Below are 23,170 nucleotides of genomic sequence, written 5' to 3'. Positions count from 1 at the left end.
TGACACCCTGATCATGCATTTGGGCTATCTAGATTTTCAGGATGATTGGCCATCACCGTACTTATCACCTCTTTGGATGTGGGTCTTATGGGTTTTAGTTGCAACCACCGTTAATGGTTCTTTGACCTGGTTGCGGGGTAGACCGATCTTGGGGGCCGTGTTGGGAGGCATTGCGGGCCCAATGTCCTATGAAGCAGGGATTCGGATGGGGGCTGGAGGATGGGGTCCAGGGGGGCAAATCACTGGATTTATCCTAGTTGGGGTGGTCTGGGCTGCAGCTATTCCCCTCTTTTTCTACTGGGATCGAGCGAATCATACGCAGCTTAGTAAAAAATCTGAAAATTCAGCTTAAAAGTCGCTTGCAAAGACCACTGTTTTTATATACAGTAACTCCTAAGTTGTTACACAGTAGATAAAACTTCGGGAAAAAGCCCAGTACATAGCGAAAAGGGAATCAAAAATGGCCTTGGATGACAAAAGAAAATCAGCCTCTTCAGAATTTGAAGGAATGAGCGGAGACAAGCAAAAAGCACTAACAGCAGCACTGGCGCAAATTGAAAAACAGTTTGGTAAAGGCTCAATCATGCGATTGGGTGATGCTGAAATTAGCCAAGATATTCAGGTGGTATCCAGCGGTTCGCTCGGGTTGGACATTGCTCTTGGAGTCGGTGGTCTTGCGCGTGGTCGCGTGATTGAAATCTACGGCCCAGAATCTTCTGGTAAAACAACGCTCACGTTGCATGCGATTGCAGAAATGCAAAAACTCGGCGGTACTTGCGCATTTATCGACGCTGAACATGCGTTGGATGTGCAGTACGCATCTCGTCTCGGTGTTGACGTAAACAATCTTTTAATCTCTCAACCAGATACAGGTGAACAAGCTTTAGAAATCGCCGATGCTTTAGTTCGTTCAGGCTCTATTGACTTGATCGTGATCGACTCTGTTGCCGCCTTGGTTCCTAAGGCTGAGATTGAGGGCGATATGGGAGACTCTTTGCCTGGCTTACAAGCCCGCTTAATGAGTCAGGCATTACGTAAGTTGACGGGTGCGATCAAGCGTACCAATACCACTGTGATCTTTATTAACCAGATTCGTATGAAGATTGGTGTGATGTTCGGTTCACCAGAAACAACGACTGGCGGTAACGCTCTGAAGTTCTATGCCTCCATGCGTTTAGACATTCGTCGTATTGGTAGCATCAAAAAAGGTGACGAGGTTGTTGGTAATGAAACCCGCGTGAAAGTTGTGAAGAACAAAGTTTCTCCTCCGTTCCGTGAAGCCATTTTTGACATCATGTATGGCGCTGGTATTTCTAGAGAGGGTGAAATTATTGATATGGGCGTCGAAGCAGACCTCGTTGAAAAGTCAGGTTCTTGGTATAGCTACAACGGTGATCGTATTGGTCAAGGCAAAGACAATGTGCGCGAGTTCCTAAAAGAGAATCCAGCGATCGCTCAAGATATCGAGAAAAAGATTCGCGAGAAGCTTGGAGTAAAAGCGGGTTCAGCTGTTGTTACTGATGTGCTGGCTGAGGAAGAGGAAGTCGAATAAGTTCGTTGAATAATTCAATGTCAGAATCAAGTAGCAATAAAAAGTCTAAACAAAGCCCGAGTCTCAAAGCTCGGGCTTTGCGTCTTTTGTCCCTGCGAGAATATAGCCGCAAAGGCTTGGCAGCTAAATTGACGGAATCTGAGGCTCGCTGGAGCAAATTAGGCGGCGAACAAGCAGAGCAAACTCCAGAATCTAGAACCATTCAGATTGAGGCTGTTTTGGATGATTTTGAGGCTCGTGGCTGGTTATCCGACGAACGCTTTGCAGAGGCATTGGTGCGTCGGCGTAGCGAGCGGTATGGGATAAGAAAGATTGCCGATGAGCTCGAAAGGGCGGGAGTGGATTCTAAGCAATCAGCCAGGTTATTGGGGGCATTGAAAGAGACTGAGTTTCAGCGCGCCTACGACCTATGGATGCGTAAATATGGCCAGCAAGCCACCGATCAGAAGGAGCGAGCCAGACAATACCGCTTTCTAGCTTCGAAGGGGTTCGGGTCAGATATAGTAGCCAAGGTTACAGGTGGGCAAACCCCTGATTAGGGCAATTACGGATCGGAAAACGCGATTTGCGGCATTGCAACATGATAGACTTATGGAGTCGGTCAAGCCGTTCACATTTATTCAAATTTGGCTAATTTAGCCATTTCTCGAGTAAGTATGGGATCAAGGCAACATCGGTTTAACTAATCCTCATCGCTTGCTAAAAAAGATACCGTTTCGGAGTAATTATGAAAATTCACGAGTACCAAGGCAAAGAACTTCTTCGCCAATTTAATGTGCCTGTTCCTAACGGCATTCCTGCATTTAGTGTTGATGAGGCAGTTAAAGCTGCTGAAAAATTAGGTGGCCCAGTATGGGTTGTGAAAGCGCAAATTCATGCTGGTGGTCGCGGTAAAGGCGGCGGTGTGAAATTGGCTAGAAGCATGGACGAAGTGAAGAAATATGCTTCTGAAATTTTGGGCATGCAGCTCAAGACGCACCAAACTGGACCAGAAGGTCAAAAAGTAAATCGCCTCTTAATTGAAGATGGCGCTGATATTAAAAAAGAGTACTACTTCAGCATCGTTACAGACCGTGGCACACAAAAGAATGTGATCATGGCTTCTAGCGAAGGCGGCATGGATATTGAGGAAGTTGCTGAATCTCATCCAGAAAAAATTATTAAAGTATTTGTTGATCCTATGGTTGGCTTGACAGATGCAGATTGCGACATCGTTGCAAAAGGTATTGGCGTTCCTGAAGCGTCTATTCCAATGGCACGTGACGTGTTCAAAAACCTCTACAAGACATACTGGGATACCGATGCATCATTGGTTGAAATCAACCCATTAATCCTTGAGGGTAACGGCAAGATCAAGGCTTTGGACGCTAAGTTCAACTTTGATCCAAACGCATTATTCCGTCATCCAGAGATCGTTGCTTATCGCGATATCGATGAGGAAGATGCCGCTGAAATCGAAGCTTCCAAATTTGACCTTGCTTACATCTCGCTCGACGGCAATATCGGCTGTTTGGTGAATGGTGCGGGCTTGGCGATGGCCACCATGGACACTATTAAGTTGTTCGGTGGCGAGCCAGCAAACTTCTTGGACGTTGGCGGTGGTGCTACAGCAGAAAAAGTAACTGAAGCATTCAAAATCATGTTGAAGAACAAGAGTGTTGAGGCGATTTTGGTCAACATCTTTGGCGGCATTATGCGTTGCGACGTGATCGCTGACGGCGTTGTTACTGCATGTAAGGCAGTCAACCTGACGGTACCTTTGGTTGTGCGTATGAAGGGCACTAACGAAGAGTTGGGCAAGAAGATTCTTGCGGACTCTGGTTTGCCAATTATTAGCGCCGATTCAATGGCTGAAGCTGCTACTAAGGTAGTTGCTGCTGTTGCCAAAAACAAATAATCCAGGAATTTCAATATGTCTATTTTGATCAATAAAAACACCAAAGTCATTACACAAGGTATTACTGGTAAGACCGGTCAGTTCCATACTGAAAAATGCCAGGAATACGCAAACGGCAAAAACTGTTTTGTTGCCGGTGTAAATCCTAAGAAAGCTGGCGAGTCCATTTTTAATATTCCTATTTATGGAACTGTTAAAGAGGCTGCACAGCAAACTGGTGCAACCACTTCTGTTATCTATGTTCCGCCTCCTGGTGCTGCTGCAGCGATTTGGGAAGCGGTTGAAGCTGATCTCGACTTCGTTATCTGTATTACTGAAGGCATTCCAGTACGTGACATGCTTGAAGTGCGTAACAAGATGCACGCAAAAGAAGCTGCTGGTGGCAAAAAGACTTTGTTGCTCGGCCCTAACTGCCCAGGCATCATCACTCCAGATGAACTCAAGATTGGCATCATGCCTGGTCACATTCATAAGAAAGGCCGTATTGGTGTTGTTAGTCGTTCCGGTACATTGACTTATGAAGCGGTTGGTCAGTTGACAGCAATTGGCTTAGGCCAGTCCACAGCAGTAGGTATTGGTGGCGACCCAATCAATGGTCTCAAGCACATCGACATCATGAGAATGTTTAACGAAGATCCAGAGACTGATGCTGTGATCATGATCGGTGAAATCGGCGGCCCAGACGAAGCGGAAGCTGCTCGTTGGTGTAAAGACAATATGAAGAAGCCAGTAGTTGGCTTTATTGCCGGCGTAACAGCGCCTCCAGGCAAGCGTATGGGTCACGCCGGTGCATTGATTTCTGGCGGTGCAGATACTGCCGATGCGAAATTGGCTGTAATGGAAGAATGTGGCTTCAAAGTCACAAAGAATCCATCAGAAATGGCTGCTTTATTGAAAGCCATGTTGTAATTAGTGTTTTGGAAAAGGGTGCTGCTAAAACAGCATCCTTTTTTGTAGTGCCAAGTAGTTAAAAATAAAATAAAACATAAGAGAAACGTAGGAGACATCATGGATTTATCAGCATTTTCTGACGCTACCTTCTGGGCGGCGCTTTTATCAATCATCGTTGCAAATATCTTGCTATCTGGGGATAACGCAGTTGTGATCGCCTTGGCATCACGCAACTTGCCTCCAGCGCAACAAAAGAAAGCGATTTTTTGGGGTAGTGCAGCCGCAATTATTTTGCGTGTCGTACTCACCATTACGGCGGTTGCGTTGCTTACTTTGCCTTACTTAAAAATTGTTGGTGGTTTGTTATTGCTCTATATCGGTATTCAGCTTTTATCTGATAGTGGCGGTGAAGAGCATATGGAAGCTAAGACCAGTATCTGGGCCGCTATTCGTACGATCTTGATTGCCGACTTAGTGATGAGCTTAGATAACGTATTGGCTGTTGCGGCTGCCGCACAAAAGGGCCCTGAAGAGACTCGTCTCTTGCTATTGATTATTGGCTTGGGCATGTCTATTCCTTTAATCATTTTTGGTAGCGCCATGTTGTTGAAGGTGATGGAGCGTTTCCCAATCATTATCACTTTGGGTGCCGGCCTTTTAGGTCTGCTGGCTGGTGGTATGTTGGTTGACGACCCTGCTATCAAAGACAGCATTCAAGCAGCTTTAGGTGACGCCAAACTTGCTTTTGAGGTTATCGGTGTTGCTATTGTGATTTTGGTAGGCACATATTTTAAGAAAAGAAACGCTGCAAAAGCACATTAATTTTCTTACGAATGAATCAGATAAGCCGGCCTATAAAGCCGGCTTTTTCATTTCTAGCCATCCTTGAATACAAAAGGCGTAGACTGGATGATGAGGATTTCACCTCAGGAGCTAGAAAATATGCAGAGTATTAATACGGAAATGGAGAGTCTAAAAAGCTCTCAGGATCAAACCTCAGAATCTGGATTTACTTTGATTGAGGTGATGGTTGTCGTAGCCATCATTGGTATCTTAGTTGCTGTAGCAGTGCCGCAATATCAGGATTACATTGCACGGAGTCGCGTGGTAGAGGGAATGAATTTATCCTCTAGCGCTAAGCTTGCGGTAACGGAGGCATTCGCAAGTAGAGGCACCGTCCCAATGGATGAGGCTACTAATGGGTCCTTCACTTTTACACCGACTCGCAGCGTCAAGCTCATTGAAATTACACCATCAGGAGCGATTGCAATTGACTATCAAGTGAGTGTAGCGCCTGATGGCAAGAACACCCTTCATTTAGTACCCACTAATGAGCCTGATGCAAATGTGCCTAAGCCATTGGACTTATCTAAACCCGAGGGCTCTACTTGGGCAGGCGGTTGGTCATGTAGGTCCACGGAAACGAATTTGATTTCTCAGTTACTTCCTTCTGAATGTAGGATAGGGAAGTAGTCGCTAATTAAAAGCCGCTCATAATGCGGCTTTTATCTTGAGTCCTTCGCAAGCCTCAATTAGTCTTTTGCGCCCACCATGACTTTTTGACTTGAGTCTGATTCTCAGCTATTTCATACCGATTTAAGGCTGACAAGTTTTACCCTGAGGAAGTATTAAGTTTTAACCTTATCTTAAAAATAAGTCTTGTAGCTATAAAATAGTCACCATGAATCCCCAAATACTAATCATGCTTCAACAGGCATTACAAGCCTTTCAGAATGGTAATTATGAAAGAGCAGATTCCATATTGGTAAAAATTATTAAGGTTGATTCCAAAAATTTGCCAGCGTTTCATATTCTTGGTTTGATTAAAGCATCTCAAAACAAATATCAAGAGGCCGCCGAGCTTTTGGGTAGGGCAGTCAAGCTTGACCCAAATGAGCCTTCCATAAGGTATAACCTAGCAAGGGCTCTGGTAGATAGTGGTGCTTATTTAGAGTCATTACCTCATCATAAAAAAACAGTAGAGTTAGCTCCAAATAATCCGGAGGCTTGGTTAAATTATGGGAAAGTACTATCCCATCTAAGTCGATACGATGAAGCTCTGGGTTGTTATGAAGAGGCATTGCGCATTAAGCCGGATTATTTTGAGGCAGTATTGGATAAAGGGGATGCTCTATATTCACTGCGGTGTTTTGAGGAGGCAATTACGATCTATGATAAGGCGCTAACTTTAAAACCAGATTATTGCAAGCTTCATTCCAGAAGAGGCGCAGCATTGCATATGCTCAAGCGTTTTGAGGAGGCAATTGCATCTTACGATAAAGCAATTTCTTTCAACCTAGGCGACTGTTTGTATTTGTACAACAAAGGTATCAGCTTAAGTGCGCTGGGGCGTTTTGAAGAGGCAGTTTCATATTACGATCAGGCACTACTTTTAAAGCCAGATTATTGCGAAGCTTCGGTTTATAAAGGTTCAGCATTGGCTAGTATGAAGCAATTTGAGGAAGCGATAGTTCAATGTAATCATGCCCTGTCTTTGCAGCCGAACAATGCTGATTGTTGGGCAATAAAGGCGGCAGCTTTGAGCGAGCTCTCTCAGTTTGAGGAGGCAATAAATCACTATGAAAAAGCACTTAGTCTGAATCAGGCTATAGATTGGATATATGGAGATGTAATTCATAGAAAGATGAAAGTATGTAGCTGGACATCCATTGATGCCTCAATAAATGACTTGGCTGGAAGGTTGCTACTAAATGAGAAAGCTACAAATCCTTTTGCATTAATTTCCTTAAGCGACGATTCTAAGTTGCAAAAAAAATCCTCTGAGATTTATAATCGCGCAAAATACCCATTTAATGGGGCGCTAGGGAGACTTTCTAAGCATCTAGAAAATGAAAAAATCCGCATAGGATATTTTTCTGCAGATTTTCATAACCATGCCACTAGTTACTTAATGGCAGAACTATTTGAGTTGCACGATAAAGATAAATTTGAGTTATTCGGTTTTTCATTCGGCCCTTTAAAAAATGATGAGATGCGTCAACGTCTAGAAAAGTCATTCAACAAATTCATCGAAGTAGGAGATAAAACCGATATTGATATTGCCCGTCTCAGCAGAAGCCTTCATATTGATATTGCTGTTGATTTAAAAGGGTTTACGCAGGATGCGAGAACGACAATTTTTTCATATAGAGCTGCTCCAATTCAGGTTAACTATCTTGGCTATCCCGGAACCATGGGGGCTGAATATATTGACTACATCATTGCCGATAAAACTTTGATTCCCCTGGAGTCTCAATCTTCCTATTCTGAAAAGGTAGTCTATTTACCCAATAGCTATCAAGTTAATGACAGAAAAAGAGTGATTGCAGAAAAGATTTTTTCGAGGAAAGAGTTGGGTCTGCCAGATACAGGATTTGTTTTTTGTAGTTTTAATAATAGCTATAAGATACTTCCCAGTATGTTCAATAGTTGGATGCGAATATTAAAGGCCGTGGAAGGTAGTGTCTTGTGGCTTTTTGAAGATAATAATTTAGCCTCTGAGAATCTTAAAAATGAGGCGCAAAAAAGAGGGGTTGATTCCTCCAGACTTATATTTTCTAAAAGGATGCCCTTACCAGACCATTTGGCCCGTCACCAGCAAGCTGATTTATTTTTAGATACTTTTCCATACAATGCTCACACTACCGCTAGCGATGCATTATGGGCTGGCTTGCCTTTACTAACTCTGATGGGCGAGTCTTTTGCTAGTAGGGTTGCTGCTAGCCTACTTCATTCGATGGACTTGCCTGAATTGGTAACTTTCTCGCAGGATGAGTACGAGGCATTGGCTATTGAATTGGCGAATAACCCTGTAATTTTAGATGGCTTAAAGAAAAAATTGATAAATAATCGTCTGACAACTCCACTTTTTGATACTCCAAGTTTTACAAGAAGTCTTGAATCTGCTTACATTGAAATGTATCAAAGAGAGCAAAAGGGTTTGCAAATATCTCCTATTACTATTTCTTAGGTAGAGTTTAATGTGATGATGGCTAATGGTTTTTGGTCTGATGAGGCTAGCCAAGAACAGTTAGATAGATATCGCCCCATTTCTTTTTTGCGTAGTGTTGCCACCCTTTCCGCTCCTCGGCGGGATAGAATCGGGCCCTAGCTTATTTTGTGTTCTTAATTTTGATTTACAGGTTGGGGGTTCACTTCTCTGCAACCCAAGTGCCTGACTTACCACCACTCTTCTCTAGTAGCTTCACATCACCCATCACCATGCCTCTATCAACTGCTTTGCACATATCGTAGATTGTGAGTAGGGCGACTTGAACTGCTGTGAGGGCTTCCATTTCAACGCCGGTTGGACCGGTGGTTTCAGCCTTCACTTGACAGGTAACGCTACTTTCATGGGAATTGGTTTGAAACTCTAGGCTAACGTGAGTGAGTGCTATCGGGTGACATAGGGGGATAAGATCCGAGGTTCTTTTTGATGCTTGTATTCCTGCAATGCGAGCTATACCTAAAACATCCCCCTTTTTATGGGAGCCTGCCTCGACCATTTTAAAGGTTTCATGAAGCATAGAAATCTTGCCGGTAGCAATGGCTATGCGATGGGTGTTAGGCTTATCACCAACATTTACCATATGGGCTTGCCCGCTGGTATCAAAATGAGTTAGTTTGTTCATGGGATAAGTTTTACCATATAGAGATGCAAGACATAAAGTCAGTACCAAAAACCGCTTTTTTGCGCCGCACTTTGGCCGTTTGGCTGATGTCGGGGCTAGCTTGCTCCGGACTCCCTGTATACGCCATACCCCCTTCTGTTGACGTTTCCGTAGAGGGTAATTCTGCAGCCATTGAAAATATTGGTAGGGCCATGCAGTCTCCTGAAGCCCGTCCAACCAATGCGCCAACGCGAAACTCCTTGCGTAGTCAGCCAGCAATTATCTTGCCAGATATGGGCGATCCCGGGGGTGACTCCTTAAGTCGAGTGGATGAGCGGAAGTATGGTGAGATGATCATGCGCCAAATTCGACCAGATCCAGATTATTCAAATGATTTGCCGCTTTATGATTTTCTGAATCAAATGGAACGCCGCTTATTGCAAGCGGCTAGGAAATTGCAATTAGGCGGTGCAAATGAGCAGGGCAGTGGCGCATATACCTTCGAGGTATTTGCGGTTAAAGACAGCAGTATTAATGCGTTTGCTTTGCCAGGAGGCTTTATTGGTTTTCATACGGGCTTGATAGTAAGTGCAGAATCTGATTCTGAGGTGGCTTCAGTTATGGGGCATGAAACGGGCCATGTATTGCAGCGACATCTTGCCCGCCAGATTGATAGGCAATCAACCAATACGATGATTGCGATTGCAGGTATAGTGCTTGGAGCATTGGCAATGTCTCGTAATCCTCAGGCAGGTGCCGGTTTAATGCAGGGCGGTCAAGCGGTTGCTATTAATAATCAACTTTCTTATTCAAGAGATGCAGAGCGTGAGGCTGATCGCATTGGCTTTCAGATTTTGGACGCCAGTGGATACGATGTAAATGGTGCGCCGGGCTTTTTCCAGCGCCTGCAAAAAGCGACCGGCCTTATGGATAAGGGAGTTCCTGCTTATGTGCGGACCCACCCTCTGACAACTGACCGTATTGCCGATATGCAGGATCGGGCTCGTACTGTGCCTGCTCGTAATGTGCCTAGTTCAGTAGAGTTCTATTTTATTAAAGCTCGTGCACGCATGGAGCAGGCTGGAAGCTCAAGTGGAATGTACGACCTAAAAAATACCTTCGATAGCCTTAGTAAACAAGCGCAAATCGGCAAACAAATGGAAGGTTTTTATGGCTTGGCGCTCATCGCGCAGCGCCAAGGAAAATTAGATCTAGCTGAATCCAATCTTCAGCAAGCCCGAAACCTAGCCCAGAAAGCAAGCGCACCTGGATCGCCTATTCAGAGGCAGAGTTTATCGCTAGATATCACTGCATCTGAATTGGCATTAGCCAAAGGCAAAGGTGAAGAAGCGCTTCAAATTGCTCAGACAACATTGCGCGCATATCCTCAATCTTACGCAGCAGGCGCTGCAATGATTAATGCCGATCTAAAACTTGGCCGCACTAACGATGCAATTACTTGGTTAAAGGCGCGAACAAGATCTCAACCTAATGAAATTGTCTGGTGGAACTTGCTATCTAAGTCCTATGATCAAGCTGGTAATGTCCCAATGCGTCATTACGCGCTCGGTGAAAAATATGCCCTTGAGGGAGCCTGGCCTTCGGCAATTGAGCAACTCCGCATTGCTCGCTCAGCTGGCGGTGCTGATTTTTATCAAGGCTCCAGCATCGATGCTCGTTTGCGTGAAATGCAAAGGCAATACCAGGATGAACTCAAGGAGCAAGGCAAGCAACTCCCGGGTTAAGGTTGCGGCGAGGTTTGGTAATGAAAGCGTGCAGCTAATTCTTGCGAATGTATGGGGTCTAAGGGTAATTGCTTTTCGTACCAAGACCAAGAGCCTCCAAAGCTACAAGCTTCTTCACGCAGCTTAGCCAGTTCAGAAAAATGATCTAGATCGTGATCGTGTAAAAGAGCAATAGTCTGAGATTCTTTTTTTAAAAAGGGTTTAGCACCTCCCCCATTATTGCTGCTGTCGTAAATCGTTTGATCTACTTTCCCAACAATATAAATATTTCCGTTTTCATCACTTAAGGCTGAATCGGGTGCGATTGCACTATTGCATTGGGTAAGTAATGCAAAACCATGTTCATTTGGAATGATGCGCACAATCCAAGGGGTCGCAGTCAGGGTAATAAAAACACGTTGAGGACCATTCTGAAAAAAGTATCTGCCAAGCTCATCGCATGCATAGTTACGCGCAATAAAGTCATTTAGTGCAGCATGTTGAATAACTTGCCCTGGAAGCTGATTTTGCTGGGTAAATTCATCTCGCATCCGCCACTGACCACGACGATCTAGAGCAAGCCAACCAAAGCAATCAGGCACATTAGGCCACTTCATTAGTGACCGAAGTACTTGATCATCCATGGATTTAATGCAAACCGTGCGGGGTTGATGGTGCGTCGAAGGTATCTTCAGTAGAGTGGCTTGCGTGTAAGTGCGCAATACGCCAACCCTGACTATCTTGTAAAAGCACAAGTGTGATGTTGAGAAAAAACTCTGCTTCAACTTGGTCTGCACGCAAATGAACCGCTTCAGTGGTGTCATATACAGCAGCACCAAGTACGGAGTGACTAATACATGCAATCGGCTCTAAGAATAGCGGTTGTTTTGAAAGTAGTCGCTCCAGACCTTCACGAATTTCTGCATGGCCGCTTAGGCGATGTCCCTCGGGGAGAACGCAGGTAATGGAATCATCATCTAGCCAAATATCTAAAGCACTTTGAACATCGCGATGACTCAACGCATCTCGCCATGCTTCTACTACGTCATCAGCGTTATGAAAGAGTCTGGCAAGTTTGGGCATGGCTTACTTTTCCTGAGTTAAGTCTTCAATGTATTCAGTGTAGCGAATACTTGTTCCGGCAAAATGTCATTTAAGCACTTGAGATGACCTAGGGGGCACTCCCTCTTATGACATGGGCTGCAGGCTAGGTTTAGCCAAATGACTTTGGCTTTATCCGATAGGGGTGGCGTATGAGCTGGATCACTGGATCCAAAAATAGCGACCTGCGGAGTTTTGAGTGCTGCCGCAATATGCATTAATCCCGAATCATTGCTAATAACCGCTTTACTCATACCAATTAAGGCAATGGCTTCATCTAGGGAGGTGTTGCCACACCAGTTATGAATATGGGGATGTTGCTTTGCCAGGGCATGAATTTCTTGGGCAAGGGGATGATCGCCTTTGCTACCTAAAAGGACAATCTGATTGTTTGGATTGCTGGCAATTAAGCTTTCAGCCAATTGCGCAAAGTGACTAGTTGGCCAACGTTTAGTTGGGCCATATTCAGCGCCAGGGCACATTGCATAAATATGCGCCTCATCGATTTGCACACTTTGTAACTTAGCTTTTACGGAATGATTAGCCGCAGCAGATACATTTAACTTTGGCATCAGATTACTGGTAGTCAGCGAAGCTTGCCCGCCATTTAAAAGTTCACTTAACTGGAGGTAGTGATCGACCATTGGTGGGCGATTAATTTTGCTTGGATTATTTAGCGCTACGTTAATCAACACAAAGCGAAACTCACCACGATAGCCAACGCGGAAAGGAATATTAGCAAGCCAAGGAATTAGCGCTGATTTAAAACTATTCGGCAACACAAAACACGCCTGATATTTTTTTATTGCGAGCTTCTTTGCTAATTCTTTACGCAAACCCCATTGCAATTGTTTGTGTTCAAATTTTGCTTCGATTACTTCATGCACTTCAGAGCAGGCTCGATAGATTGGCGCAACCCAAGTGCTGGCAAGTACATCAATATTTGAGTCTGGGTATTGCGCTTTGAGGGATGCTAATAAAGGTTGCGTCATTACTGCATCCCCAATCCAGTTGGGGGCGATGATCAGAATACCGTGCATGTAATGTATCCCGACTCAGCGCCTCACCAGGAGGCGCTGATAAGGCTTAGTGACCGTGTGGCTCAGTGCCGGGAATGAGCTTGTACTCTGCGCCGCAATAAGGACACTTCGCTTCACCGGTTTTAGTGATGTCTAGGAAGACGCGTGGATGCGAGTTCCAGGCTGGTGTTTTATTAGTAGGGCAATGCAATGGCAAATCTTTGCCATCCACCATTACAACTTGAGCTTGAGTCATGTGCTATTCCTTAATTACTTAACGTAAGTAAGCCAAGATTTGTATTTATCGTTTCTGCCGTACACCGCATCGAAATACGTCTTCTGGATTTTTTCAGTGATCGGACCACGCTTTCCATCACCAATCGTACGGTCATCCAATTCACGAATCGGAGTCACTTCAGCAGCGGTGCCGGTAAAGAATGCTTCGTCAGCAGAATAGACTTCGTCACGAGTAATACGTTTTTCACGAACTTCATAACCAAGGTCTTTAGCGATCTGAATAATGGAATCACGTGTGATGCCATCCAAGCAAGACGCTAAGTCAGGGGTGTACACAATGCCATTGCGAACCATAAAGAGGTTTTCCCCGGAGCCTTCAGAAACGTAACCTTCGGTATCGAGCAATAAGGCCTCGTCGTATCCATTGGCGGTCACTTCTTGATTGGCCAGGATAGAGTTGATGTAGTAGCCAGAAGCTTTAGCGCGCACCAGGGAAGAATTCACAAAGTGGCGGGTAAAAGAGGAGGTTTTCACCCGAATACCCTTATTTAGGCCATCTTCACCTAGGTAGGCACCCCATTCCCAGGCGGCGATTGAGGTATGAATGCTATTCCCTTTTGGGGAGATTCCCAGCTTTTGGGAGCCAATAAAGATGATTGGGCGGATATAGCAGGCTTCTAGCTTGTTGCTATTTACCGTATCGATAATGCCCTTGGTGACCTCTTCGGGGCTATATGGCATGTTCATTTGGAAGATCTTAGTTCCGTTAAACAGGCGTTTTACGTGCTCTGGAAGGCGGAAAATGGCTGTTCCCTGGGGGGTTTTGTAGGCTCGGATGCCCTCAAATACGCCCATGCCGTAGTGTAGGCTGTGTGTTAACACGTGAACATTGGCCTCACGCCAAGGAATTAGCTTCCCATCAGTCCAAATAAAGCCATCGCGGTCGGACATCGACATTTTCTTTACCTTTTGTGTCTATTAAGTATCTATAAAAGCGGTTTTAGTAAGGCATCAGGCCGGTAGATATTGGTCTTTCAGCCCGGAATGCATTTAAGTCCTTATTGTAGAGCAGGCAGGGCAGTCTGTCGGCTTGGATCCTTAGGGTAAATGGGTCGGAGCCTTTAGAATGGAACATTCCCCATAAACCATCAAATTTACCCAAACTCATGCCGGAATCCTTATTTAAAGTTAAGCGTTTAAGCGAATTAGCCCAATCAGGTCAATTAAAGGGTAAGCGGGTTCTTATCCGTGCCGATCTGAATGTCCCCCAGGACGAAGCTGGAAATATTACCGAAGACACTCGTATTCGGGCATCAATGCCGGCGGTACAGATGTGCTTGGACGCTGGGGCAGCCGTAATGGTGACTTCACATTTAGGTCGCCCAACCGAAGGTGAATTTAAACCGGAAGATAGTTTGGCTCCGGTTGCTGACCGAATTGCGAGTCTACTGAATCGCAAAGTTCCTTTGATTAGCGATTGGGTGAATGGCGGCTTCGAGGTAAATCCAGGTGAGCTGGTATTGCTAGAGAACTGTCGTCTGAATGTTGGTGAAAAAAAGAATAACGACGAATTAGCAAAAAAGATTGCGGCATTGTGTGATGTTTATGTAAACGATGCATTTGGAACTGCTCATCGGGCGGAAGCAACCACTCACGGTGTGGCGAAGTTTGCTCCTATAGCTTGCGCTGGTCCTTTGATGGCTGCTGAGTTAGACGCCTTGAGTCGCGCATTAGCAAGTCCGAAACGCCCTTTAGTGGCGATCGTAGCGGGCTCCAAGGTTTCCTCTAAGCTCACTATCCTTAAGGCTTTATCAGAAAAAGTTGATGAGTTGATTGTTGGCGGCGGTATCGCCAATACCTTTATGTTGGCTAAGGGCTTACCTATCGGCAAGTCACTTGCTGAACCTGATTTGGTTGATGAGGCTAGAGAAATCATGGAGATCATGGAAAAGCGTGGCGCCCATGTTCCTATTCCGGAAGACGTTGTTGTCGCAAATGAACTGTCGCCATTGGCCCGTGCAAACCGCGTGCCTGCTGATCAAGTGGCAGAAGACGACATGATTTTGGATATTGGTCCAAAGACTGCAGCACGTTTATCAATCATGCTTGCTCATGCTGGCACGATTGTTTGGAATGGCCCATTAGGCGTTTTTGAAATCGATCAGTTTGGTGGCGGCACCAAAATGTTGGCAGCAGCTATTGCACATTCACCAGCTTTCTCTATTGCTGGCGGTGGCGATACTTTGGCAGCTATCGCGAAGTACGGTATTGAGAATCAAGTGGATTACATCTCTACTGGCGGCGGCGCCTTCTTGGAGTTCCTTGAAGGCAAAACCTTGCCAGCCTTTGCAGTACTTGCTGAAAGAGCGAAAGACTAAATATGTTGAGAGCAACAAAGATCATTGCAACCCTTGGGCCTGCTTCAGAAAAGCCTGAAGTGTTGCGTGACATGATTCGTGCCGGAGTGGATGTGGTGCGGATGAATTTCTCTCACGGTACTGTGGCAGACCATAAAGCGCGCCATGATTTAGTGCGAACCATCTCTGCGGAAGCCGGCAAAGAAGTCGGCATCATGGCTGACTTACAAGGCCCAAAAATCCGTGTTGGAAAGTTTGCAGAAAACAAAATTTTGCTCAAAGAGGGTGACAAATTTACCCTCGATGTAGCTTGTGAGCTTGGTGATCAAACTAAAGTTGGTCTTGATTACAAAGAATTACCAGGCGATGTAAAGCCAGGCGATCGCCTTTTGTTGAACGACGGCTTAGTTGTTCTTACCGTTGAGAGTGTTAAAGGCGGAGAGATTTTTACCGTTGTTGAGCAAGGTGGACCACTTTCTAATAACAAGGGTATTAATCGTGCCGGCGGCGGTTTAACTGCGCCTGCTTTAACTGAAAAAGACATTGCTGATTTAGATGCAGCGATTGCGATGGGCGTTGATTTCTTGGCAATTAGCTTTCCAAAAGATGGTGCCGATATGGCTTACGCGCGTAAGCTGGCGGATGCTGCTAGCGCCAAGTATGGCGTTGGTAAGGTGAGAACAATTGCTAAAGTAGAGCGTGCAGAAGCCATTGAGCCAGCTGCGCTGAAAAGCATTATTGCTGAGAGCGATGGAATCATGGTTGCCCGTGGTGATCTGGCGATTGAGGTAGGTAATGCTGCTGTGCCTGCGTTGCAAAAACGCATGATTGCATGGGCCCTTGAAGCAGATAAATTTACCATTACAGCTACGCAAATGATGGAGTCAATGATCAATGCTCCAGTTCCAACGCGCGCAGAAGTGAGCGACGTTGCTAACGCGGTATTAGACGGTACCGATGCTGTGATGCTCTCTGCCGAATCTGCTGCAGGTATGTATCCAGTGCAAACTATCAAAGCAATGGCAGAGATTTGTGTTGAGGCTGAAAAATCAGATCGAGTGAAGCTTGATACCGATTTCTTAGATCAAACTTTTACTCGTATTGATCAAACGATTGCCCTTGGAGCCCTTTTCACGGCACATCATTTAAATGCTAATGCTATTGCAGCCCTAACAGACTCAGGCTCAACAGCAATTTGGATGAGTCGACATAATATTCATGTTCCTATCTTTGCATTGACATCTAAGATCGCTACACAGCGGGCATTGAGTACTTATCGCAACGTCACTCCAATTGGCTTGGATTACACCAAGGATCGTGACACTGCGCTACAGGAAGTGGAAGCATGCTTGAAAAAGGTGGGCGCGGTCAAAAAAGGCGATACCGTTGTGCTGACTTCTGGCGAACCGATGGGTGAGCCTGGCGGCACTAATACCCTCAAGATTATTCATGTGAAGTAGTTTGCGTCTTTAACTAACTAATTTTTTACAAACCTTATTACTATTTATTAAGAGAACATCATGGCTTTAGTATCTTTAAGACAACTCTTGGATCATGCTGCTGAAAATGGTTACGGCCTACCAGCATTTAACGTCAATAACTTAGAGCAAGTGACGGCGATTATGGAGGCGGCAAATGAGGCTGATTCTCCAGTCATCATGCAAGCATCTGCAGGCGCGCGTAAATATGCCGGCGAAGCATTCTTGCGTCACCTGATTTCTGCTGCGGTTGAAGCTTACCCACATATTCCAGTGGTGATGCATCAAGACCACGGTCAAAGCCCTGCGGTTTGTATGGCAGCAATTAAGAGTGGCTTTACGAGCGTGATGATGGATGGTTCATTAGAAGCTGACGGCAAAACAGTTGCTAGCTATGAATACAACGTAGATGTCTCTAAAGAGGTGGTGAAGTTTTCTCATTCCATTGGAGTTACGGTTGAGGCGGAATTGGGCGTATTGGGCTCACTAGAAACTATGCAAGGTGACAAAGAAGATGGTCATGGCGCTGACGGCAAAATGACTCGTGAACAGTTGCTGACTGATGTTGAGCAAGCCGCTGATTTTGTTAAGGCTACTCAGTGCGATGCTTTGGCTATTGCGATTGGCACAAGCCATGGCGCCTATAAGTTCAGCAAGAAACCTACGGGTGATATTTTGGCAATCGATCGCATTAAAGAAATTCATGCACGCATTCCGAATACTCATTTAGTGATGCACGGCTCTTCTAGCGTTCCACAAGAGTTACTTGCTGAGATTCGTGAGTTCGGCGGAGATATGAAAGAGACTTATGGCGTTCCTGTTGAAGAAATTCAGGAGGGCATTAAGAATGGTGTTCGCAAGATCAACATTGATACAGACATACGTCTAGCAATGACTGGTGCAATTCGTCGTTACTTTATCGAGAACCCATCTAAGTTTGATCCACGTGATTATTTGAAGCCAGCTCGTGAAGCTGCTAAAAAAGTGTGTATCGCTCGTTTCCAAGCTTTTGGTTCTGCTGGTCAAGCATCCAAAATTAAACCGATTTCTTTAGAGAAGATGGCCGAGCTTTACAAGAGCGGCAAATTAACTCAAATTGTGAAGTGATTTAAACATGGCCGCCTTGTACGCAACCTCCATTAAGTCATTGCCCTTGCTTTCTAAAGGCAAGGTGCGAGATGTCTATGCGCTAGACAATGACAAGCTATTAATGATTACGACTGACCGCCTCTCTGCATTTGATGTGGTCATGGGCGAGCCCATCCCTGAAAAGGGTGTGGTTCTCAATCAAATGGCTAATTTTTGGTTTGATAAATTAGCTTCCGTTATCCCCAATCACTTGACTGGAATTGATCCGGCGACTGTTGTGGCAGCAAATGAGGTAGATCAGGTTAAGGGTCGCGCTGTTGTGGCTAAACGCTTGAAGCCCATTTTGGTTGAGGCGGTAGTGCGTGGTTATTTAGCTGGCAGCGGCTGGAAGGATTACAAAGAAACTGGCAAGGTATGTGGAATTGCATTGCCAGCTGGTTTGGAAAACGCTCAGAAATTACCCGAGCCTATTTTCACTCCAGCAGCTAAGGCTGAATTTGGTCAACACGATGAAAATATTTCATTTGAAAAAGTGGTTGAGCTGATTGGTGAAAAGTTAGCCAATCAAATTCGTGAAGTCAGTATTCGTCTATATAAAGAAGCTTCCGAATTTGCAGCCACTCGCGGCATCATCATTGCGGATACTAAGTTTGAGTTTGGCTTAGATGCCAATAATCAATTGGTATTGATGGATGAGATTCTGACGGCCGACTCTTCCCGTTTCTGGCCTGCTGAGACCTACTATGTGGGCTCCAATCCACCTTCTTATGACAAACAGTTTGTCCGTGATTGGCTTGAAACAGCGATGGTGGATGGCAAGTTATGGCCCAAAACAGCCCCTGCACCGCAGTTGCCGGCTGATGTGATTGAAAAGACGGCTCAAAAGTATCGTGAAGCCCTTACTAGGTTAACTCAGGGATAATAGGGTCCCTAGAGGAATATTGAAGGTATTTGGAGAGGTAAATGAGCAAGAAACCAATTGTCGGAATAGTGATGGGATCCAATTCAGATTGGGATACCATGCAACACGCCGCTCAAATGCTTGAGCAATTTGGTATCGCTCACGAAGCAAAAGTACTCTCTGCGCATCGTATGCCTGATGATATGTTTCAGTATGCTGAAAAAGCCCAAGCTAACGGCTTACAGGCCATCATTGCTGGTGCGGGCGGTGCTGCGCATTTGCCGGGCATGCTGGCATCCAAAACAATCGTTCCGGTTTATGGTGTGCCAGTAGCTAGCAAATATTTGCGTGGCGAAGATTCTTTATATTCAATTGTGCAAATGCCCAAAGGCATTCCGGTCGCCACCTTTGCGATTGGTGAGGCTGGTGCAGCCAATGCCGCCTTGCATGTGATTGCTGGCTTGGCATTGCATGATGCAGATTTGGCTAAGCGTTTAGAAGATTTCCGTGCGAAGCAGTCTGATACCGCGCGCGCTATGAATTTGCCAGGATATTAATTACATGGCAGATCGCATGGAACCCATTTTGCCGGGTTCATATTTAGGAATATTAGGTGGCGGTCAATTGGGTCGGATGTTCACACAAGCGGCTCAAGCGATGGGCTATAAGGTTTGTGTTTTAGATCCCGGTGCTGATAGCCCAGCAGGCTCTATTGCAGAAAAATTCATTCGAGCTGATTACACAGATTCTGCTGCCTTAAAAGAAATGGCTGCTCTTTGTCCCTCGGTTAGCACAGAGTTTGAGAATGTACCTGCCCAAGCTTTAGATGAGTTAGAGGCTTTGGGTGTATTTGTCGCACCACGAAGCAGCTGTGTCTCCTTGGCGCAGAACAGGGTGGCTGAGAAAAAGTTTCTAGCTACCTGGAAGTCAGAAACAAATATTGGCCCAGCACCTTATGCTGTTGTTGAACATGATGCTGATATTGCCCATATTCCAGCCGATTTATTTCCAGGAATATTAAAGACAGCTCGTATGGGTTATGACGGTAAAGGTCAAATTACTGTTTATACGGCAGCGGATTTGCCGGCTGCCTGGGCGGAATTAGGCAAGGTTCCTTGTGTATTAGAAAAGCGCATGGATTTGGATTTTGAAGTATCTGCCTTAGTTGTGCGTGGATACGATGATTCAGTGGTTGCTTATCCAGTTTCACAAAATATTCACCGTGATGGTATTTTGCACACCTCTACTGTGCCAGCGCCATCATTAAAGCCCGCACAAGAAAAAAAGATTGTGGAAGCAGCAAAAGCGCTTATTCGCAAAATTGATTATGTTGGTGTTCTCTGTGTTGAGTTTTTTGTTCTCAAGAATGGCGATATCGTCGCTAATGAAATCGCTCCTCGCCCACATAACTCCGGACACTACACGATGGACGCTTGTGTTAGCAGTCAATTTGAGCAACAAGTGAGAGCAATGGCCCGCCTACCTTTGGGTGATACACGTCAACTAGCGCCAGTCTCGATGTTGAACTTATTAGGCGATCTTTGGTACGAGGGTAGCGAGGATCAACCAAAGGAACCCGCTTGGAATAAAGTGCTCTCTCATCCTGATGCTAAGTTGCATTTGTATGGAAAGTCTGAGCCTCGCATGGGCAGAAAAATGGGTCACATCAATTGCCTGGGCGAAGCTCTAAATGAAGCCCGCCAAAATTGCTCAGCCGTTGCTACCGAATTAGGGATCGAGCCCTAGAAATGTCCAGCGACAGTACGCCACTGCAATCTTCCGCAGTCATGAGCGAAGCAGTGCAAACTTTGCGTGATGGTGGTCTAGTCGCCTTTCCGACTGAGACTGTTTATGGATTGGGTGCAGATGCTAAAAATACTGAAGCCATAAAGAAGATTTTTACTGCCAAGGGCCGCCCTTCGAATCATCCGCTGATTGTCCACTTAGCTGCACCAGATAAATTCGATCAGGCACAGATAGATTGGGTGCCGATATTGGCGCCTTGGGCAAGAGATGTATCAGAAGAAGCTTTAAAGCTGATCAATGCATTTTGGCCAGGACCTCTAACGCTGGTCTTCAAAAAAGATAAAAGTGTTTTAACGGCTTTAACTGGCGGTCAAGATACGGTAGCAATTCGTGCACCATCACACCCTATTGCCAAAGAGCTATTGCGTAAATTTAAGGGCGGCGTTGTAGCGCCATCAGCCAATCGCTTCGGTAAAGTGTCGCCAACCAGTGCTGCAGATGTTCGCCATGAATTTGAGGGCATGCTCGATTTGATGGTTTTAGATGGCGGTGATTGTGAGGTAGGTATTGAGTCAACCATTATTGATTTGTCTTCAGGCGATAAAGCAGTGTTGCTCAGGCCTGGTGCAATTACGCCAAGCGAGATCTTCGCCAAGACGGGTGTAAAAGTATATCTGCCTGGAGAACTACAAGATTCAGCGCAAGAGCTTCCTAAGGTATCCGGAAGTCTCAAAGCCCATTACGCACCAACGACACCTTTGCGTTTATATGCTCCCGGTCGAGTCTTGGATGCCTTAAGCGAATTTCCCGACATTAAATCTCGTGTTGCTGTAGCAGTATGGGATTCTGACTCTTCCTTGGGTGACGATGGGCATCCTTCTGCTCACTTTGAAGAGGTTGAAGTTCCGAGTGATAGCGCTTCTTTTGCTAGTCGTCTGTATCGCTCATTGCGTGATTTGGATCAACAGGGCTGGGACTTAATTTTATTCCCTGAGCCGCCAGCGGGTGAGGAGTGGGACGGTGTTAGAGACCGACTTCAGCGTGCTTGCTTTGGTTCTGGCCCATCTTCCAGTAACCAAGTTAGCAACTGATCGTGTGCTTCAAGACCTCTCCAGGCATTGGGGTGGTTAATAAAGGAAGTCACGGCGTACATCTTTCCGGATTTACTTAAAACATAGCCCGAGATTGCGCGCACATCTACTAGAGAGCCAGTCTTAATTCTCGCTTCAGGCTTTTTCTTTAGATGTAAAAACTTACGAAGTTGACCCATTAAACGATTGCGCATGGTGCCATCAGTTCCTGCAATCGGGAGGCTGTTATAAAACACTTCTGCTACAGGAAGATTACGAGCGGTTAAGAGCAGTTGGTTCATTTGCTCCGCGGAGATAGCCTCAGTGCGAGATAGACCGGACCCATTTTCGATAATCAAGTCCGTAAAATTTAAGCCGTTTTGCTTGAGCCAACTCTGAATGACTTGATCGCCATTAGCAGTTGTTGCGGGCTTACCCATTTTCTCGAGAGCAAGTGTGAGCAGAACTTGGCGTGCCATGACATTGTTGGAGTATTTATTGATGTCTACAACATCATCGGCCAGCTTAATGCCTTCGAACTGCAGTAATAGACGAGCTGCCAGTGGTACGCTGCCATCCTTGCCAATAGGAGGTTTAGTCCAAGTGCCACCCGCTAACTCCCAGGCGGCCGCAAAGCCTTGGGTTAAGAAAGTGTTGGCATCTAAAGCAACAATGTTGAAGTTCACGCCCTTGCAAGAGCTTGGAAAGGCTCCGGAGAACTGGGCCATTAAAGTTTGATCGGTACTGCTAGCTCCCTCAGGCTCTAAGTTAAAGCGAATATTGCTTTTCCAGCTATCGCAGGCACGATCTACTAACTGCATTTGATTCACAACCTTTAGTTGTGAGAGCGCGGGGGTATAGCTGATATCAATGAAGTCTGCGGTGCGTGACTTACTCAATTGAAACGAGAGAGTGCGGAAAGCGTATAGCAGTGGATCTGGCGGAACGTTATAGGCGCGTAAGGCTTCGCCATCAATCGTGTTGTGCTCCATGACACTCGGTGCATAGGCGCTACGGTCAAAAAATAAATTACCGTCTATTTTTTGAATACCAAGACCTTGTAGCTCCTTCATCATCTTAGCAAGCTCTTCAGGAATAAGCTTAGGATCGCCTGTACCTTGCAGATACAAATTACCTCTTAATGTGCCTTGGCGAATAATTCCATCGGTATAAATATTAGTGCGCCAACGATAATGAGGCCCCAAAATATCTAAGCCGCTCAAAGTGGTCAGCAGCTTCATCGTTGAGGCGGGGTTCATGACCGCTTCCGAACGCCAGCCTAGAATATTTTTAGAAATATGCTTTCCTGAGCGTCCAGTCTCAATCTCTATTACTGAGATGCTGATGGCATCTTTGGGGATCTGGTTACGCTCAAGACTGCTAGTTACTGCTTTAGGAATATCAATTGGAGCAGCATTATTTGCAGCAGCGCTGGAACTGGCAAGCCAGAATAGGGCTGCTATTAAAGCGGGGTAATAAAGAAAATAAGAGCGCATTC

Annotated in this window: 23 protein-coding genes; 16 read left to right on the top strand and 7 right to left on the bottom strand. The window is 45.5% G+C overall.

Going from position 1 to position 23,170, the window contains the following annotated elements; all coding sequences use genetic code 11:
- The 8 genes from ICN23_RS03110 to ICN23_RS03075 all read left to right on the top strand — a co-directional run.
- Positions 1-352 (top strand): DUF2878 domain-containing protein (locus ICN23_RS03110; protein WP_216230865.1); only part of this gene is annotated, 352 nt, incomplete at its 5' end.
- A gap of 156 nt (positions 353-508) precedes the next feature.
- Positions 509-1,552, top strand: a complete 1,044-nt coding sequence (recA, locus tag ICN23_RS03105; RefSeq protein WP_251374507.1) for a recombinase RecA — start codon at positions 509-511, stop codon at positions 1,550-1,552.
- Positions 1,553-1,569: 17 nt separating this feature from the next.
- The gene (recX, locus tag ICN23_RS03100) at positions 1,570-2,091 is read left to right on the top strand and encodes a recombination regulator RecX (protein WP_216230864.1); all 522 of its coding nucleotides are present in this window, start codon (positions 1,570-1,572) and stop codon (positions 2,089-2,091) included.
- 188 nt (positions 2,092-2,279) lie between these two features.
- Entirely contained in the window at positions 2,280-3,449 is a 1,170-nt protein-coding gene (gene sucC / locus ICN23_RS03095) for an ADP-forming succinate--CoA ligase subunit beta (protein WP_011903667.1), read from the top strand.
- 15 nt (positions 3,450-3,464) lie between these two features.
- Positions 3,465-4,358: a succinate--CoA ligase subunit alpha gene (gene sucD, locus ICN23_RS03090; protein ID WP_072582760.1), complete on the top strand. Its 894-nt coding sequence runs from the start codon at positions 3,465-3,467 to the stop codon at positions 4,356-4,358.
- Between the two features lie 99 nt (positions 4,359-4,457).
- Positions 4,458-5,162 (top strand): TerC family protein, encoded by a 705-nt coding sequence (locus ICN23_RS03085; RefSeq protein ID WP_216230863.1) that lies wholly within the window; start codon positions 4,458-4,460, stop codon positions 5,160-5,162.
- An 87-nt stretch (positions 5,163-5,249) separates the two neighbouring features.
- Positions 5,250-5,813, top strand: coding sequence for a pilin (locus tag ICN23_RS03080; protein WP_304609776.1), 564 nt, complete (start codon positions 5,250-5,252; stop codon positions 5,811-5,813).
- A gap of 208 nt (positions 5,814-6,021) precedes the next feature.
- On the top strand, positions 6,022-8,310 hold the full coding sequence (locus tag ICN23_RS03075) for a tetratricopeptide repeat protein (protein WP_216230862.1): 2,289 nt from the start codon (positions 6,022-6,024) through the stop codon (positions 8,308-8,310).
- Between the two features lie 181 nt (positions 8,311-8,491).
- Here the strand turns inward: ICN23_RS03075 and moaC are convergent, their stop codons facing one another.
- Positions 8,492-8,971, bottom strand: coding sequence for a cyclic pyranopterin monophosphate synthase MoaC (gene moaC / locus ICN23_RS03070; RefSeq protein ID WP_216230861.1), 480 nt, complete (start codon positions 8,969-8,971; stop codon positions 8,492-8,494).
- A 23-nt stretch (positions 8,972-8,994) separates the two neighbouring features.
- Between moaC and ICN23_RS03065 the strand changes: the two genes are divergently transcribed.
- Complete coding sequence (locus ICN23_RS03065) at positions 8,995-10,695, top strand: M48 family metalloprotease (RefSeq protein ID WP_216230860.1); 1,701 nt, start codon at positions 8,995-8,997, stop codon at positions 10,693-10,695.
- On the opposite strand, the gene ICN23_RS03060 is transcribed toward ICN23_RS03065, so the two are convergent.
- The 5 genes from ICN23_RS03060 to ICN23_RS03040 are packed head-to-tail and all read right to left on the bottom strand — an operon-like array spanning position 10,692 to position 13,988.
- Positions 10,692-11,318, bottom strand: a complete 627-nt coding sequence (locus ICN23_RS03060; protein WP_216230859.1) for a DUF2946 family protein — start codon at positions 11,316-11,318, stop codon at positions 10,692-10,694. The genes ICN23_RS03065 and ICN23_RS03060 overlap by 4 nt on opposite strands.
- A 4-nt stretch (positions 11,319-11,322) precedes the next feature.
- The gene (locus tag ICN23_RS03055) at positions 11,323-11,757 is read right to left on the bottom strand and encodes a nuclear transport factor 2 family protein (protein WP_216230858.1); all 435 of its coding nucleotides are present in this window, start codon (positions 11,755-11,757) and stop codon (positions 11,323-11,325) included.
- Between the two features lie 17 nt (positions 11,758-11,774).
- Positions 11,775-12,815 carry a lipopolysaccharide heptosyltransferase II gene (gene waaF / locus ICN23_RS03050; RefSeq protein ID WP_216230857.1) on the bottom strand — a complete coding sequence of 347 codons (1,041 nt, stop codon included), beginning with the start codon at positions 12,813-12,815 and terminating at the stop codon, positions 11,775-11,777.
- A gap of 46 nt (positions 12,816-12,861) precedes the next feature.
- The gene (locus tag ICN23_RS03045; protein ID WP_215360214.1) at positions 12,862-13,050 is read right to left on the bottom strand and encodes a zinc-finger domain-containing protein; all 189 of its coding nucleotides are present in this window, start codon (positions 13,048-13,050) and stop codon (positions 12,862-12,864) included.
- A 14-nt stretch (positions 13,051-13,064) separates the two neighbouring features.
- Positions 13,065-13,988 carry a branched-chain amino acid transaminase gene (locus tag ICN23_RS03040; protein ID WP_216212556.1) on the bottom strand — a complete coding sequence of 308 codons (924 nt, stop codon included), beginning with the start codon at positions 13,986-13,988 and terminating at the stop codon, positions 13,065-13,067.
- Between the two features lie 209 nt (positions 13,989-14,197).
- Here ICN23_RS03040 and ICN23_RS03035 point away from each other — a divergent pair, with 209 nt between their 5' ends.
- The 7 genes from ICN23_RS03035 to ICN23_RS03005 are packed head-to-tail and all read left to right on the top strand — an operon-like array spanning position 14,198 to position 21,693.
- On the top strand, positions 14,198-15,409 hold the full coding sequence (locus ICN23_RS03035; protein WP_068319438.1) for a phosphoglycerate kinase: 1,212 nt from the start codon (positions 14,198-14,200) through the stop codon (positions 15,407-15,409).
- Positions 15,410-15,411: 2 nt separating this feature from the next.
- Positions 15,412-16,848 (top strand): pyruvate kinase, encoded by a 1,437-nt coding sequence (pyk, locus tag ICN23_RS03030; protein ID WP_216230856.1) that lies wholly within the window; start codon positions 15,412-15,414, stop codon positions 16,846-16,848.
- 60 nt (positions 16,849-16,908) lie between these two features.
- Entirely contained in the window at positions 16,909-17,973 is a 1,065-nt protein-coding gene (gene fba, locus ICN23_RS03025; protein WP_215347708.1) for a class II fructose-bisphosphate aldolase, read from the top strand.
- Positions 17,974-17,980: 7 nt separating this feature from the next.
- Positions 17,981-18,877: a phosphoribosylaminoimidazolesuccinocarboxamide synthase gene (locus ICN23_RS03020; RefSeq protein ID WP_216230855.1), complete on the top strand. Its 897-nt coding sequence runs from the start codon at positions 17,981-17,983 to the stop codon at positions 18,875-18,877.
- Positions 18,878-18,918: 41 nt separating this feature from the next.
- Entirely contained in the window at positions 18,919-19,413 is a 495-nt protein-coding gene (purE, locus tag ICN23_RS03015; protein ID WP_216230854.1) for a 5-(carboxyamino)imidazole ribonucleotide mutase, read from the top strand.
- A 4-nt stretch (positions 19,414-19,417) separates the two neighbouring features.
- Positions 19,418-20,602, top strand: coding sequence for a 5-(carboxyamino)imidazole ribonucleotide synthase (locus tag ICN23_RS03010; RefSeq protein ID WP_216230853.1), 1,185 nt, complete (start codon positions 19,418-19,420; stop codon positions 20,600-20,602).
- Positions 20,603-20,604: 2 nt separating this feature from the next.
- Entirely contained in the window at positions 20,605-21,693 is a 1,089-nt protein-coding gene (locus ICN23_RS03005) for an L-threonylcarbamoyladenylate synthase (RefSeq protein ID WP_216230852.1), read from the top strand.
- Here ICN23_RS03005 and dacB read toward each other — a convergent pair.
- Complete coding sequence (gene dacB, locus ICN23_RS03000) at positions 21,639-23,168, bottom strand: D-alanyl-D-alanine carboxypeptidase/D-alanyl-D-alanine-endopeptidase (RefSeq protein WP_216230851.1); 1,530 nt, start codon at positions 23,166-23,168, stop codon at positions 21,639-21,641. The two genes, ICN23_RS03005 and dacB, sit on opposite strands and share 55 nt — an antisense overlap.
- Between the last annotated feature and the right edge of the window lie 2 nt (positions 23,169-23,170).

The sequence above is a fragment of the Polynucleobacter sp. MWH-Jannik1A5 genome (genome assembly GCF_018881795.1).
Classification (GTDB): domain Bacteria; phylum Pseudomonadota; class Gammaproteobacteria; order Burkholderiales; family Burkholderiaceae; genus Polynucleobacter.
This window is presented reverse-complemented; position numbering and strand designations above follow the sequence as displayed.